The 13,031-nt window shown below is 70.6% G+C and carries 11 protein-coding genes; 3 read left to right on the top strand and 8 right to left on the bottom strand.

The annotated features are described in order from the left end of the window. Positions 1-118: 118 nt before the first annotated feature. Both VIL76_RS16775 and VIL76_RS16770 read right to left on the bottom strand, forming a co-directional pair. Positions 119-1,492, bottom strand: coding sequence for an HlyD family type I secretion periplasmic adaptor subunit (locus VIL76_RS16775; protein WP_332046179.1), 1,374 nt, complete (start codon positions 1,490-1,492; stop codon positions 119-121). After that, positions 1,489-3,216 (bottom strand): type I secretion system permease/ATPase, encoded by a 1,728-nt coding sequence (locus tag VIL76_RS16770; RefSeq protein WP_332046178.1) that lies wholly within the window; start codon positions 3,214-3,216, stop codon positions 1,489-1,491. Before VIL76_RS16770 ends, VIL76_RS16775 begins: the two co-directional genes overlap by 4 nt. 207 nt (positions 3,217-3,423) lie before the next feature. Here VIL76_RS16770 and VIL76_RS16765 point away from each other — a divergent pair, with 207 nt between their 5' ends. Further along, a complete protein-coding gene (locus tag VIL76_RS16765; RefSeq protein ID WP_332046177.1) occupies positions 3,424-4,233 on the top strand; it encodes a DUF6270 domain-containing protein in 810 nt (269 codons plus the stop codon). Here VIL76_RS16765 and VIL76_RS16760 read toward each other — a convergent pair. From VIL76_RS16760 to VIL76_RS16750, 3 genes are read right to left on the bottom strand one after another with little or no spacing between them, the layout of a single operon-like run. After that, positions 4,196-5,155 carry a hypothetical protein gene (locus VIL76_RS16760; RefSeq protein ID WP_332046176.1) on the bottom strand — a complete coding sequence of 320 codons (960 nt, stop codon included), beginning with the start codon at positions 5,153-5,155 and terminating at the stop codon, positions 4,196-4,198. The genes VIL76_RS16765 and VIL76_RS16760 overlap by 38 nt on opposite strands. Beyond that, entirely contained in the window at positions 5,152-6,168 is a 1,017-nt protein-coding gene (locus VIL76_RS16755) for a hypothetical protein (protein WP_332046175.1), read from the bottom strand. The genes VIL76_RS16760 and VIL76_RS16755 overlap by 4 nt, the downstream gene beginning before the upstream one ends. Then, entirely contained in the window at positions 6,165-8,228 is a 2,064-nt protein-coding gene (locus tag VIL76_RS16750; protein WP_332046174.1) for a hypothetical protein, read from the bottom strand. The genes VIL76_RS16755 and VIL76_RS16750 overlap by 4 nt, the downstream gene beginning before the upstream one ends. An 80-nt stretch (positions 8,229-8,308) precedes the next feature. On the opposite strand from VIL76_RS16750, the gene VIL76_RS16745 reads away from it, so the two are divergent. Together VIL76_RS16745 and VIL76_RS16740 are read left to right on the top strand one after the other, a co-directional pair. Continuing rightward, positions 8,309-9,463: a hypothetical protein gene (locus VIL76_RS16745; RefSeq protein ID WP_332046173.1), complete on the top strand. Its 1,155-nt coding sequence runs from the start codon at positions 8,309-8,311 to the stop codon at positions 9,461-9,463. A gap of 3 nt (positions 9,464-9,466) precedes the next feature. Then, on the top strand, positions 9,467-10,219 hold the full coding sequence (locus tag VIL76_RS16740; protein WP_332046172.1) for a hypothetical protein: 753 nt from the start codon (positions 9,467-9,469) through the stop codon (positions 10,217-10,219). Here VIL76_RS16740 and VIL76_RS16735 read toward each other — a convergent pair. From VIL76_RS16735 to VIL76_RS16725, 3 genes are read right to left on the bottom strand one after another with little or no spacing between them, the layout of a single operon-like run. Next, the gene (locus tag VIL76_RS16735; protein WP_332046171.1) at positions 10,138-11,541 is read right to left on the bottom strand and encodes a hypothetical protein; all 1,404 of its coding nucleotides are present in this window, start codon (positions 11,539-11,541) and stop codon (positions 10,138-10,140) included. The two genes, VIL76_RS16740 and VIL76_RS16735, sit on opposite strands and share 82 nt — an antisense overlap. Then, complete coding sequence (locus VIL76_RS16730; RefSeq protein WP_332046170.1) at positions 11,538-11,900, bottom strand: EamA family transporter; 363 nt, start codon at positions 11,898-11,900, stop codon at positions 11,538-11,540. The genes VIL76_RS16735 and VIL76_RS16730 overlap by 4 nt, the downstream gene beginning before the upstream one ends. Beyond that, on the bottom strand, positions 11,897-12,973 hold the full coding sequence (locus VIL76_RS16725; RefSeq protein WP_332046169.1) for a glycosyltransferase family 2 protein: 1,077 nt from the start codon (positions 12,971-12,973) through the stop codon (positions 11,897-11,899). Before VIL76_RS16725 ends, VIL76_RS16730 begins: the two co-directional genes overlap by 4 nt. Between the last annotated feature and the right edge of the window lie 58 nt (positions 12,974-13,031).

The raw sequence follows: 13,031 nt of genomic DNA, 5'->3' as shown, positions 1-13,031 counted from the left end.
CACGGGGCTGCGGCGAAGGTTAAACGAGGCCGACGGAAGACCTATCGGAACACGGTCAAATGCGCAACAGCAAAAAGCCCTGCCTGAGGGCGTGTAACGGGCAGCCGTTGCCGCAAGGTTACTCCTCGTTGAAGGCGTCCTCGATCGTGTCCGTGATCGGAGAAATCAGGTAGCCCATCACCGTCCGTTCGCCCGTGACGATCTGCACCTCGGCCGGCATGCCGGGGGTCAGCTTGGTGCCGGGCTTCAGCAGCTTGAGGTCCTTCGGCGCGATGCTCAGGTCGACCCGGTAGAACGAGATGCCGGTCTGGTCGTTGGTCAGCACGTCGGCTGACACCACGGCGACCTTGGCCGGCAGGGGATCGTTCCAGCGCTGGTTTAGGCCCACGAGGCGGACGCGGGCGTCCATGCCGACCTTCACCTTCTCGATGTCCTGCGGCTTGACCGTGGCCGTGACCACCATGTTCTGACCGGCGGGCACCACGTCCATCAGGGTCTCGCCGGCGCCCGTCACGCCGCCAACCGTGAACTGCTTCAGGTTGAACACGTAGCCGTCGACGGGTGAGCGGACGACCTTGGACTCGAGGCTCTGGCGGGCGGCGGTCAGGCGGGGGCCCACGTCGGCGAGCTGCACCTGCGCCTGGCGCATGCCCTCGGCCGCCTCGCTCTGCCGGTTGCTGCGCAGGGTGGCCATGTTCATGCGGGTCTCGCCCATCTGCTGGCGAAGGCGGTTGATCTCGGCCATGAGCGAGCCGCGGCGACCCGCCAGCTCGGCCATGCTGCGCTGGTATCGCAGGATCAGGGTCTTGGGCGCATAGCCCTGGGCATTGAGCTTCTCGTAACCCGCGAGCTCCTCGGCGGTGTACTTGCGCTGCTCCTCGACCGAATCGACCTGAGCCTGGTTGCCGGCGATCTGGTTCTGCGACTGCTCGATGCGCTGCGACAGCACGCCGAGTTGGTCCTGGTAGGTCTGCAGGCGGGCGTTGAACAGGAACTCCTGCTGGCTGATCAGCCCGGCCACTCGCGGGTCGCCCGAGCGGGCGGTGAGCTCGGCCGGAAAACTGATGGTCGGCCGGCCGGTCGCCTCGGCGGTGAAGCGGGCGTTCTGGGCCAGCAGCTGGTCGTACTGGCCCTGCAGCACGTCCACCGCGGCGCGGGCCTCCACGTCGTTGAAGATCAGCAGCGGCTGGCCGGCCCGGACGTACTGGCCTTCCTTGACCAGGATCTGGCGGATGGTGCCGAGCTCGCGGGCCCGCAGCACCTTGCGGTTCGATTCCACCCGAAGCTCGCCCGGGGCGGAGATGGCGGTCGGCAGGCTGGCGAACGCCGCCCAGACCCCCAGGCCCACCACCAGGAACCCGATCACCAGCGCGCCGACGATCATCGGCCGCCGCATCCGCCGCTGCAGCGCGGGATCGACCGGCGCCTTGTCGTCGCCGCCGAAGGTGGGGGCGACGTAGGCCGAGCGGACGGGAGTGATGTCGAGCTTCATCGGCCGGCCTCGATGCTGCGCACTTCCGCGGGCTTCATCAGCCGCGCCATCACCTGGTCACGCGGGCCGAACAGCTCGACGCGGCCCTCGCGCAGCACCAGCATCTTGTCGGCCTGCCGGAAGATGCCCGGCTTGTGCGAGATGATGACCACGGTGGCGCCGTTGGCCTTCATGGCGTCGATCGCGCGCAGCAGGGCCTCCTCGCCCTCGACGTCGAGGCTGGCGTTGGGCTCGTCCAGGACGATGAAGGCCGGATCGCCCAGCATGGAGCGGGCCAGGCCCACCCGCTGGCGCTGGCCGGCGGACAGGATCACGCCGCCCTCGCCCACCTCGGTGTCGTAGCCCTTCGGCATGCGCAGCACCAACTCGTGCACCCCGGCCAGCTGGGCGGCGCGGACCACCTGCTCGTCGGTCACGTCGGCGCGGAAGCGGGCGATGTTGTCGCGCACCGTGCCGGAGAACAGCTCGGTGTCCTGCGGCAGGTAGCCGATGTGGCGGCCGAAGTCCGCCCGGTCCCAGGAGAACACGTCGGCGCCGTCGAGGCGCACCGCTCCGTTGACCGGCTTCCAGATGCCCACCAGCAGGCGGGCGAGCGTCGACTTGCCGGCGCCGGAGGGGCCGATCACCCCCATCACCTCGCCGGCTTCCACGGCGAAGTTGATGTTGGCCAGCACCAGCTTGTTGGCGCCCTGGGGCGCGAAATTCACGCCTTCCACCGTCAGGCGGCCGCGAGGCCGGGGCAGCGAGGTGGAGCTGGTCGGCGGCTCGGCGCGGGCGAGCAGCTTCTGCAGCCGGTCGTGGGCGCGGACCATGTTGTTGAGCGGCTCCCAGGCGCCGACGATCTTCTCGATCGGCTGCAGGGCGCGGCTCGCCAGGATCATGTTGGCGAACAGCATGCCGGGGTGGATCTTGCCCTTCAGGATCAGCCAGGCGCCGATGGCGATGGTGAGCACCTGGATGCCCATCCGGAACGCCTTAATGATGTCGGTGAAGGTGTTCGAGAGCTCCGCGGCGCTGGCGCCCCGCTCGATGGTGACCGCCCGGTGGCTGGCCCAGGCCTGGCCCAGCGTCGGCAGCATGCCCATGGCGCGCACCACCTCGCCGTTGCGCAGGGCGGCTTCGGTGAAGGCGTAGCTCTTCAGGGCCGCGTCGTTGGCTTCCCGCATCGTCGAGCCGATGGCCTTGGCCTGCCAGATGGCCAGCCCCAGCAGCACGATGGCGCCGGCCGTGGTGACCACGCCCACCAGGGGGTCGATGATGAACAGCACGCCCAGGAACACCGGGATCCAGGGCAGGTCGAAGAAGGCCGCCGCGCCGATGCCGGTCAGGGTCATGCGGAACTGGTCGAGATCGCGGAGCGCCTGCGCCCGCGCGCCCTGGTCGCCGCGCACGGCGGCGTCGAACAGGCCCGAGAACAGCCGGCCGGAGACCCGCTGGTCCAGCACCACGCCGTAGTTGATCAGGATGCGCGCCCGATAGTCATCGATCGCGCTGGAAACGGCGAACACGAACAGGGTCACGAAGGTCAGCATCCAGAGCGACGACTGGTTCTGGCTGACCATGATCCGGCCGTACACCTGGAAGGTGTAGAGCGGCAGGGCGAGGTAGAGCAGGTTTGAGAAGAAGCTGAAGACGGCCGCCACGGCGAACGGCTTGCGGGCCTCCTTCAGGGCGTGGGTCAGCACGTTGTCGGGCTGGTTCGCCAGGAACGTCAGGAATTTCATTCGCCGGGCCGTCCCGTTCTTCCGTGCCGCCGTGGATACCGCAAAGGTGGCTTATTTGGGGTGAACGCCGTTCGGCAGACAGGGTTGACCGGCGTCCCGCCCCGAACGTCCGGAGCGGGCGGAGAGATGCGATTCGACCTGCTATATGTCAATGCCGCGGCTCCGTCCCGGCCGCGCTAGGAACGTACGGCGAGGCTTGAAAGGTCCATGGCGCGCACGGCCATCATCGGCAGCTGCATCACCCGCGACCTGTGGCCGGTCCGCGGCGAGGCGGCGACTGAGCTGTTGTTCATCTCACGGACGAGTCTCGCGAGCCTGATGGCGCCGCCGCTGGCCGGCTTCGCGCCATCGCCGGAGACCCCGGAGCCGCTCGGCGCCCACCAGCACCGGGCGGTCATCGAGGACCTCCGCAAGACCGCCCTGGCGCGGCTGGTGGCGTTCCGACCATCCCACCTGATCTTCGACTTCGTGGACGAGCGTTTCGACCTGCTGTCGGCCGGCGGGACGATCGTCACCCACAGCTGGGAGCTGGAGGTCTCGGGCTACCGCAGCCAGCCGGCGTTTGCGGGCGCCCGCGTGATCCCACGGCTGTCGGACGCCTGTGACGGGCTGTGGCGCGACGCCGCGGCGGAGTTCGCCGCCCTGGTCCGGGCCACGCCGCTGAAGGACGCCAGCCTCGTCCTGCATTCGGCCCGATGGGCGCACGAGAGCCTGGACGCCGAAGGCCGGCGCGGGCCCCTGGCCTACGCAGAGCCGTTCCGCGAGACGCCGCAGCCCCTGTCGATTGCCGACCACAACGCGCTGCTCGCCCGCTACGAGGCGCATTTCCTCGAGGTCATGCCGCAGATGGCCGTGGTGGAGGCCTCGCCGCACCGCCTCGCCGACGCCGGGCACCGGTGGGGCGCGAGCCCCTTCCACTACGTCGAGCCCTACTACGCGCAGATCTGGCGCGGGCTCGAGGCATTGGGCGTGCCGCCGCTCAGCGCGCCTGCCGCGCCCAGTGCTCCAGCGGCGTGAGGCCCTCCGCCACCAGCTCCGGACGCGAAGCCAGGTAGGCCGCGGTGGGGAAGCCCGGGCGGGTCTCCGCCACGAGCCAGGCGCCGCCCTGCAGATAGTCGACGAGCGGGTTCACGCCTGCCGCGAGCCCCGCACCGCGGGCGGCGACATACGACGGCAGGTCGAACCAGGGCCCGGGGCTGCGCCCTTCCCCGGCCCCGACGCTCACGAAGTGCGCCAGCGGCTCGGCGCCGGCCTGCGCGACGTCCGGGTTCTGGGCCAGGTACCAAGCGGGATCGAACAGCGAATGCGGCGACAGCCCCTGGCGCCAGCCCTCCTCGGCGTAGTGCACCAGCGGCGCGAGCTCGGCGTCGCGCGCCTGGGCCCGGTACCAGTCGGGGTCGAACAGCGGATGGGGGCTGCGGCCTTCGCGCCAGCCGACCCGCAGGTAGTGGGACAGCGGGTCCTCGCGGTCAGGGCAGGCGCCCTCGCCGACGTAGAAGACCGCGTCGAACAGGGGATGGGGGCTGCGCCCTTCGGCGGCGCCGAGGTCCCGGTAGTGCTCCAGGGCCCGGCGGCCGGCGCCGGCCACGTCGGGATTGGCGGCGAGGTACCAGTCTGCGTCGAAGAGCGCCGGGGCCGGGGCCCGAGCCGAGAAGCGGGCGCGGAGCCGCTGCGCTACGCCCTGGCGGGGCCGCTGGGCGGAGCGCCAGGCCTCCCACCGCGCCTTGCGGGCGGCGGCCTGGGCCTCGGCGCGGGCCAGAAGGGCGGCGGTCAGGGCGGCGGTGAGCTCGGTGCGCGCCGCGGCCTCGCGCACAACCGCCTGCCTCGCCTCGCGCTCGGCCTCGGCCAATCTCGCCCGCAGGGCGGCTACGCGGTCAGCGACCGCTTCGAGTCGGCCGGCGAGGTCGATGGCGAGCGGATCGTTGGCGGCGTGGCTCACGATGCGTTCTCCGCCAGCCACTGCTGGTAGCCGCCTTCGAACGGATGCGGGAAAGCCGCCTGCAGGTCGGGCCGCTGGCGGTAGAGCACCCGGTGCGCCTTCTCGATGGCCGACCCGTCCGCATAGGTCTCGTACGCCCACCAGCGCTCCGGCATGGCCGGATCCGTCGCGGCCCGGACGCGGGCGCGGTACCAGTTCCAGATCTCGTAGACGGGGTGGTTGTCGCGGGCGTAGCGGCGGGTCATCACGTCGCCCATCGGGCCGAGCTTGGTGAAGTGCCAGAAGCGCAGGGGCTGCCCGTTGACGGTGATCCGCCCGTCCTTCTCCACCGTCACCTTGCGCCGGGAGAGGTTCCAGGACGCCACGTTGTAGCCGGGGTCGCGCAGCACCTTCACGCGGTCGAACAAGGCCGGCACGTGGTCGCACCAGCGCTGGTCGACGAAGAGCCCGTTCGGGATGTCGTCGTAGCAGAACTGCAGCAGGCGTTCGTTCCACCATCGGGCGAAACGGGCGCCCTCGCCGCTCGTGCGGATCGCCACGAAGCCCAGGTTGAAGATGCCGGTCCTGGACGCGGCGACGTCGTTGTCGAGGATGGCCAGCGGGTCGTCGTTGGGGTCGATCAGGTGGGGCGTCAGCACGATGTCCTGGTCCGCCAGGTGCTCCAGCAGCGGGTCGAGTGGACCGAACAGGGCCGTGTCAGGGTCGAGATAGATGGCCACGTCCGCGCCCGAGGCGCAGGCCTGGTGGATGAAAGGGCCCTTCACCGCGGTGCAGACCTCCACCACGTCGTGCTTGAAGAGCCATGCGTCGAAGGCCTCGATGCCCAGGTCACTGGCCCAGACGACGCGGTGAAACGGCTCGTCCGAGGGATCGAAGACGAAACCCGGCGGCGGCTCATCGGTGATCAGCGCCACCCGCTCCCAGTCGGGGTGGAACTCGGCCAGCGTCTGGAACAGGACGCGGGCGCGGTTGAGGTAGGTGAAGGTGAAGCTCGAGAAGACGACGACCTTCATGTCCCGGCCTCCACGAGGTCGGCGGTCATGGCGCTGAACTGCAGGTCGTAGAGCTTGGGCTTGCGTCGCGAACGGCCCAGGGCTTCTGCCTCGCCGGATACGAACGCGGCCTCGAGGGCGGCTTCGTCGTCCAGCACCCATCCGTGTCCCCCGGCGCGCGCGAAGGCCTGCACGTTGCCGCTGTCGGGCCAGGTGATCACCGCGCAGCCCGCCGCGACCGCCTCGTAGGCCGTGAAGGAGAAGGTTTCGCGGCAGATCGGCCAGACCAGGACGACGTCGATGTCCAGCGCCTCGAGGGCGTCGCGCATGGCGTGCGGGGTCTCGCGGCCGACGCTCACCTCGAGGAACTCGACGGGCAGGCCCGGCTGCCGGCGGCCGCCGAGGTGGTAGAACCGGTAGCGGTCGTCTTGGGCGTGGCGCACCGCCAGCTCGCGGAAGATCGGCCATCCCTTCAGCGCCGATGGCGTGCCCGCGAACGCGACCCGCAGCGGCCGCGGCCCGGGGCGCAGGCCGCGACCGCGCGGGATCAGGGCGGCGTGCGGCAGGACCACCTCCCCCGCGTGCGGATAATCCCAGCTCTCGCGCCAGAGCTTCAGCGTAGGTTCCGACGGCGCGACCACCGTGAGGTCCAGCCGCTCGAACAGCCGGCCGTGCTGGTCGAGGTGGCGGCGCCGCAGCGGCAGGTAGGTGCAGATCCGGCAGCCGCCGCTGTCCGGCGGCGGGGCCGCGCAGTCCTCCACGTCGTTGCGCAGCAGGTGGAAGCCGGCGCAAAGACTGGCGAAGTCGTGCAGCCAGAAGAAGCCGGCCGTCAGCCCCGCCGCCTCGACGATGTCGGCGACCTCATCGGCGGTGTGCCCGAGCAGGCTGTGCACCGCGAAGCTGCGGCGACCCGGCAGCGGGGCCGCCCGGCGCAGCGCCTCGGCCACGTCGGCGGGCGCGAAGGAGCCGATTCGCTGGCGGTTGAACACCACACCGAGCTGTCCGGGCTCGCCGGGCTCCCGCGTCACTGGCCAGGCCTTGGCCGGCAGGATGTGCAGGTGGTCACGGCAGAGGCGCTCAAAGGCGAGGTCCTCGCGCTGCAGGCAGAGCTGTACCCCGCCGAGGTGCTGGCGGTAGTCGTCGTGGCTGAAGCTGATGTGCAGGTCCCGCAGGCCGGTGCGGGACTTCTGCAGCGCCTTCACGAGCGCCTCGACCGGCTTGGCGTCGATCTTCGCCGCGAGGGTCCGGGCGCGTGCCACACGCGCGGTCGCCGGCGTGAGGTTCTCGATGATGTCGTAGCGGAAACCGCGCCGGTGGCGCGGCTCGCGGCCTTCACGGCGGCCGTCGCGCAGGTAGTGGACAAACGGGTTCACCCCGGCGAGCGCCACGTCCGGGTTCGTCTCCAGATAGTCACGAATGGAGAACCAGGGCGTGGGATTGCGGCCCTCGCGCCAGCCGGAGGCGACGAAGTGGTCGAGCGGGTCGACCCCTGCGGCGGCCACGTCACGGTAGTTCTGCAGGTACCAGTAGGCGTCGAACTCCGGCTCGACGACCGCGCGGTCGAGAGCCCGGAGCTCTTCCGCCGTCGGCCCGGCCTGCGGCTCCGGAGCGGGCTCGGAGACAGGCTCGGGCGGCGGGTCCTCGACCGGGGCGGGCTCCGGCTCTGCCGGAGGGTCCTCCATCGGCGGCGGCCCGGGCTCGGAGAGGTCGAGCGGGGCGGGAGCGGTCTCCAGGGGCTGGAAGCTCCAGCCATAGGACTGGCCAGCGCGCGACAGCGCAGCGAGGTAGGCTTCGGCTCGGTCGGAGGGCTCGATCTCCCGGCCCTGCCGACGGCCTGCGGTGAGGTAGTGGAAGAAGGGCTCGACGCCGCGGGACCGGACGTCCGGATTGGCGTCTAGGTAAGCGCGGCTGGAGAACCAGGGGACCGGGTCGCGTCCCTCGCGCCAGCCCGATTCGGCGTAGTGGCGCACGGGGTCCAGGCCCGCCGCCGCAACGTCCGGATAGGCGGACCGGTAGAAGGCGCCGTCGACCGCTGCGGAGATGACCCGATAGACCTCGTCGATCGCGGCCGTGACGGCCATGCGGCTCAATTTTCCCTTCGCAGCGCCAAGGGCTTGTGTGCAACAGAAGGCCTGCCCGATCAACCGCGCCGGACCGCTAGATGACGCCGAAGAAAGACCCCGAAGCCGACGTGCGCGCCGCCTGGCTGGTCCTGGGCATGCACCGCTCCGGCACCTCGGCGGTCACCCAGCTCCTGGCGCTGGCCGGCTGCGACCTCCCCGCCAACCTGATGCCGGGCGACGAGCATAACGCCAAGGGCTACTTCGAGCCCTGGACGATCGCGATGTTCAATGACGACCGCCTGCATGCGGCGGGCTCGGCCTGGGACGACGTCTTCGCCCACCCCTTTCGGCCGCTGGAGCCGACGGCCGAACGCGACTTCCTGGACCGCGCCAAGGCGCTGTTCGAGGACGAGTTCGGCGGCGACCGCCACCCCCTGCTGAAGGATCCCCGCATCACGGTCCTGCTGCCCTTCTGGCGCAACCTGTTCGCGGACCTGGCGCTGGAGGCGCGCTGCGTGATCCCGGTCCGCCACCCGCTCGCGGTCGCCGGCTCGCTGGCCAGGCGCGACGGCTTCCCGCCGGAGAAGTCGGTGCTGCTCTGGTGCGCCTACATGCTGGCGGCTGAGGTCCACACCCGCGACCTTCCCCGCGCCTTCGTGAGCTATGACGCCCTGCTGGCGGACTGGCGGACGGAGGTGGCCCGCGCCGAGGCCGCGCTGGGCGCGCCCCTGCCGGCCCTGACCCGGGAAGCTGGCGTCGCCATCGACCGGTTCCTGTCGCCGGACCTGCGGCACAACACGACCCACGAGGGGCTGGAGGCCCTGGGCTGGGCGGGCGCCCTGGCCCAGCCGGTGCTCGCATGGTTCGAGGCGGCCGCGGCCGGTCAGATCCGCGAGGTGGCGCCCCTACAGCAGGCCACCGCCGAGCTGGTGCGGCGGAAGGGCGAGTTCGGCATGCTGGTCTCGCCCGCGGCGAGGGACATGGACGTGCTGCGGAGCGAGGCCCACAAGCTGAAGCAGCAGCTCGCCTGGGACCGCCGGAAGGCCGACGAGCTGCGCACCGACATGCAACGCGACATCGAGACCATCCAGGCCAAGTGGCAGTCGGACGTGACCGCGCTGCAGGAACAGAGTCTGCGGGAGGTCGCCGAGAAGGAGGCCCGGCTGCAGGCATTGGAAGCCGAGCTGGAGGCGCTGCGCCACGCCTATGCGCGGGCAGGCGCCCAGCTCGACCGGATCCTGGCGGAGAGCTGAGGCGTGGCCTCCGCCGACGCCCTGCTCGCCCGCTTCCCGAAGACGCGCCCGCCGCTGCCCGAGAAGCTGCAGGCGATCTATGTCCGCCAGTACCAGGAGAACCGCTCCGGCGAGACCACCGCGGCCTCCCTCGCCCAGCGCCTCGAAGCCTGGATGCACAGGCAGGTCGCTGCCGATGTACGCAATGCGGCCAAGCCCACGCTGGAACTGGGCGCCGGCACGCTGAACCAGCTGGCCTACGAGCCGCCCGGGGCCGCCTACGACATCGTCGAGCCCTTCCGGCAGCTCTTCGAGGGCTCGGCGGTGCGCGGCCGGGTGCGCGACGTGTTCGCGGATATCGCCGAAGTCCCCGCCGAGCGCCGCTACGCCCGGATCACCAGTGTGGCGGCGCTGGAGCACATCTGCGATCTGCCCCTGGTGCTGGCCCGCGCGGCCAAGCTGCTGGAGACCGGCGGCTCGTTTCGTGCGGCGATTCCGGCCGAAGGCGGGTTCCTGTGGAAGCTGGGCTGGATGGCGACCACGGGCCTGGAGTTCCGGCTGCGGCACGGGCTCGACTACGGCCAGCTTATGGCCCACGAGCACGTCAACCGCGCTGACGAGATCGAGCGGCTGGTAAGCGCGGTGTTCGAGGATGTGCGGGTGAAGAGCTTCGGCGTCGGCCGGCAGCTCTCGCTCTACCGCTTTGTGGAAGCCGCGCGCCCGCGCCTGGACGTCGCCGAGACCTGGATGAGCCGCTTCGGGTCCAGCGCCAGGTAGAACAGCCCCGTCATCGCCGCGAGGTCTACGAGATAGAGATAGCGGTAGTCGCAGGCCAGCGAGAGCGGGAAGAAGCTCGCCGCGAAGGCAAGGGCGCCCAGCTGCAACCCGGCCATCGGCAGGTCCGCGCGACGGCGACGGATCAGCAGGACAACCGCGCAGATCGCGGCCAGGACCGCCCACGTCACATGCCGCATCACCGGGCCGTCGAGGTAATAGGTCGAATAGTTGTAGAGCCGCTGCTGGTCCGGTGTCTGGCCGACGGCGAGGCCGAGCTTCTGCGCGAACGGCTGCGGCCCGTCGATCCCCACGTGGATCGGCACGCAGGCGTCGATTTCCGGCGTCGTCACCACCCAGCGCAGCACGTCGCCCCGGATCGCCAGGTAGAGGTCCGGCCGGTGGAGGACGAGCCTCAGCCACTCCGCCTGGACCGCGTCCGATGGCATGGCGTTGAAGCTGTTCTTCACGTTGGGGATGTTGTTCAGGAAGTCGATGCGCTGGGCCGACCAGTACTGGTCGGCGTGCTCGCGCATGATCGCCACGCCCGTCGGACTGGTGCGCTCCAGCGCCGGCAGCGGATAGGCCGGCTCTCGGTGCACGGCGCCTGCCAGGTCGTAGATTTGCAGCAGCCGCATGCCGCGGGCGTTGGCCTTGTCGAGGCCGGGCCCGGTGGGAAGCGCGGTGACGGACAATACGGCCGTCACCGCGACCACCGCGGCGAGCCAGCCGCCGCCCCAGCCCACTCGGCCGCGCAGGGTGCGCACCGGCGCAGCCGAGGCCACCGCGATGGCGCCCAGCGGCCACAGGATCGGCCCGTTCTGGCGCACCAGCGCGCCGACGGATAGCGCCAGCACCGACAGGGCGATCGCCAGCCATGCGCGGCGGCCGTCCGCCCACCGCTCTGCCGCGGCGGCGAGCGCCGTGAAGCCGAGCACGGCGCAGTTGGCGAACATCACGTCCCGCCAGACGATGCCCTGGTAGATCAGGATGTTGGGCGTGAGGATCAGCGCCGCCGCCACGACCGCGGCGATCCAGTGGGCGCGGCCCGCGATGCGCGTCAGCCACAGCCACGCGCCGAAGAGGAGCGCCGTGGAGAACACCAGGTAGGCCTTCGTCCCGGGCGATACCGCGTCGAAGGCGCCGAGCATCCACGCGTAGATCGCGGGCCCCCAGGTCTGGCGGACGTGGAAGCGGCCCTCGTAGAGCTGCAGCACCGAGTCGACGGAGAGGTGGCCAGGCAGGTTGAGCGCCAGCACGACGGCCCAGCCTGCAAGCACGACCACAGGGGCGGCATAGGTGGAAAGCCGGCGCGGTTCGCTCATGCCGGGTGGCGTCCGACCACCAGGAACAGCCCGGCGAAAATCAGCAGGTAGCCCGCCCCCATGGTCCAGGACGGCTGCTCCTTGAACACTAGCCAGCCCATCGCCGGCACCAGGCAGGCGCCCACCAGCGCAAACGCATAGGCGGTGGAGAGCGGCACCCGCGTCAGGATGTAGAACCACAGCAGCGCGGTCATGGCGTACCAGACGCCCGCGCCCATCAGCGGGTAGTTCGAGAACAGGCGCTTCAGCACCGGCCCGGAGAGCTTCTCGTTGTAGACCGCCGCCCATTTGAACATGACCTGGCCGGCGGGCATCACCACGGCGAAGGCCGAGCAGAGCAGGACGTCCTTGGGGCTCACGCCTGCGTCTCCTCGGCTTCCATCCGGGCGATGGTGCGCAGGTACGGATGGATCGGCCGGGTGGGCACGTTCAGCACGTCGAAGTTCATCGCCTGCAGCAGGAACTGGGCGCCGAGGATCACCGGCAGGGCGGCGGCCATGACCACGCCGGCCGAGGCCGCCTGACCCGGCACGCGCGTCGCAAGGTAGTGCGCCGCGTAGCCGACGCCGAACAGCAGGGAGAAGACCCCGAACACCAGCTCCAGGCTCGCCGCATGGAAGTCGCGGACGAAGTACTGGCCCAGCACCCTCTGGACGAAGTTCATCAGGTGCTTCAGCGCGAACGGTCCCACCACCTGGCTGATGCGAACGTTGGAGACCTCGTTGGCGTAGCGCGCCGGCATGGGCACGTCGCGCACCACCGCCCGAAGCGTGCCGAGGTGGTAGAGCAGGTCGGTCTCGAAGAAGAAGCGCTTGGAGACTCGCTTCTCCATCACCATCCGCGCCACCGTCGCCTCGATGGCGGTGTAGCCGTTCGTGGGATCGAAGATGTTCCAGTAGCCGGTGGACAGCTTGGCCGCGAAGGACAGCGCCGCGTTCCCCAGCACCCGGACCGTCGGCATGGTCTTCAGGTGGCTGATCGAGGTGAAGCGGTTGCCCTTGGCGTAGTCCGCCTCGCCCAGGAGGATCGGCGCCACCAGGTGGGCGACGTAGCCCAGGTCCATCTGGTCGTCGCCGTCGACCTTCACCAGCACCTGGCCGCCCCGCCGCACCGCCTCGCGGTAGCCGGCCAGCGTCGCGCCGCCGACCCCCTGGTTCTGGGCGTTGCGCACCACCACCACCCGCGGGTCGGTGTTCTGCGCCTCGATGAAGTCGCCGGAGCCGTCCGGACAGGCGTCGTCGACGCAGACGATCCCCTCGATCCACGGCGGCGTCTTGCGGATCACGTCGAGGATGTGGGCCTTCACGCGATAACAAGGGATCACCAGCCACACGCCCGCCCCGTCCAGCTTCGGCGGCATGACGCGCATGAGCTGGCGCCGCTCGTCGCCCGACAGCGGCGACCCGCGCGCGATCTGCTCCAGTGACGTCATGCTGCGGCCTCGACCCCTCACCGCCGGGCTAGCACGGAAGCCTTCCGCCGCGCAAAGC

This window comes from Phenylobacterium sp. (genome assembly GCF_036563285.1).
Lineage (GTDB): Bacteria > Pseudomonadota > Alphaproteobacteria > Caulobacterales > Caulobacteraceae > Phenylobacterium.
This window is presented reverse-complemented; position numbering and strand designations above follow the sequence as displayed.

What these genes read in the sequence shown, in the direction of transcription:
- VIL76_RS16775 (WP_332046179.1), bottom strand. Translation starts at nt 1,492, where the DNA reads ATGAAGCTCGACATCACTCCCGTCCGCTCGGCCTACGTCGCCCCCACC.
- VIL76_RS16770 (WP_332046178.1), bottom strand. Translation starts at nt 3,216, where the DNA reads ATGAAATTCCTGACGTTCCTGGCGAACCAGCCCGACAACGTGCTGACC.
- VIL76_RS16765 (WP_332046177.1), top strand. Translation starts at nt 3,424, where the DNA reads ATGGCGCGCACGGCCATCATCGGCAGCTGCATCACCCGCGACCTGTGG.
- VIL76_RS16755 (WP_332046175.1), bottom strand. Translation starts at nt 6,168, where the DNA reads ATGAAGGTCGTCGTCTTCTCGAGCTTCACCTTCACCTACCTCAACCGC.
- VIL76_RS16750 (WP_332046174.1), bottom strand. Translation starts at nt 8,228, where the DNA reads ATGGCCGTCACGGCCGCGATCGACGAGGTCTATCGGGTCATCTCCGCA.
- VIL76_RS16745 (WP_332046173.1), top strand. Translation starts at nt 8,309, where the DNA reads ATGACGCCGAAGAAAGACCCCGAAGCCGACGTGCGCGCCGCCTGGCTG.
- VIL76_RS16735 (WP_332046171.1), bottom strand. Translation starts at nt 11,541, where the DNA reads ATGAGCGAACCGCGCCGGCTTTCCACCTATGCCGCCCCTGTGGTCGTG.
- VIL76_RS16725 (WP_332046169.1), bottom strand. Translation starts at nt 12,973, where the DNA reads ATGACGTCACTGGAGCAGATCGCGCGCGGGTCGCCGCTGTCGGGCGAC.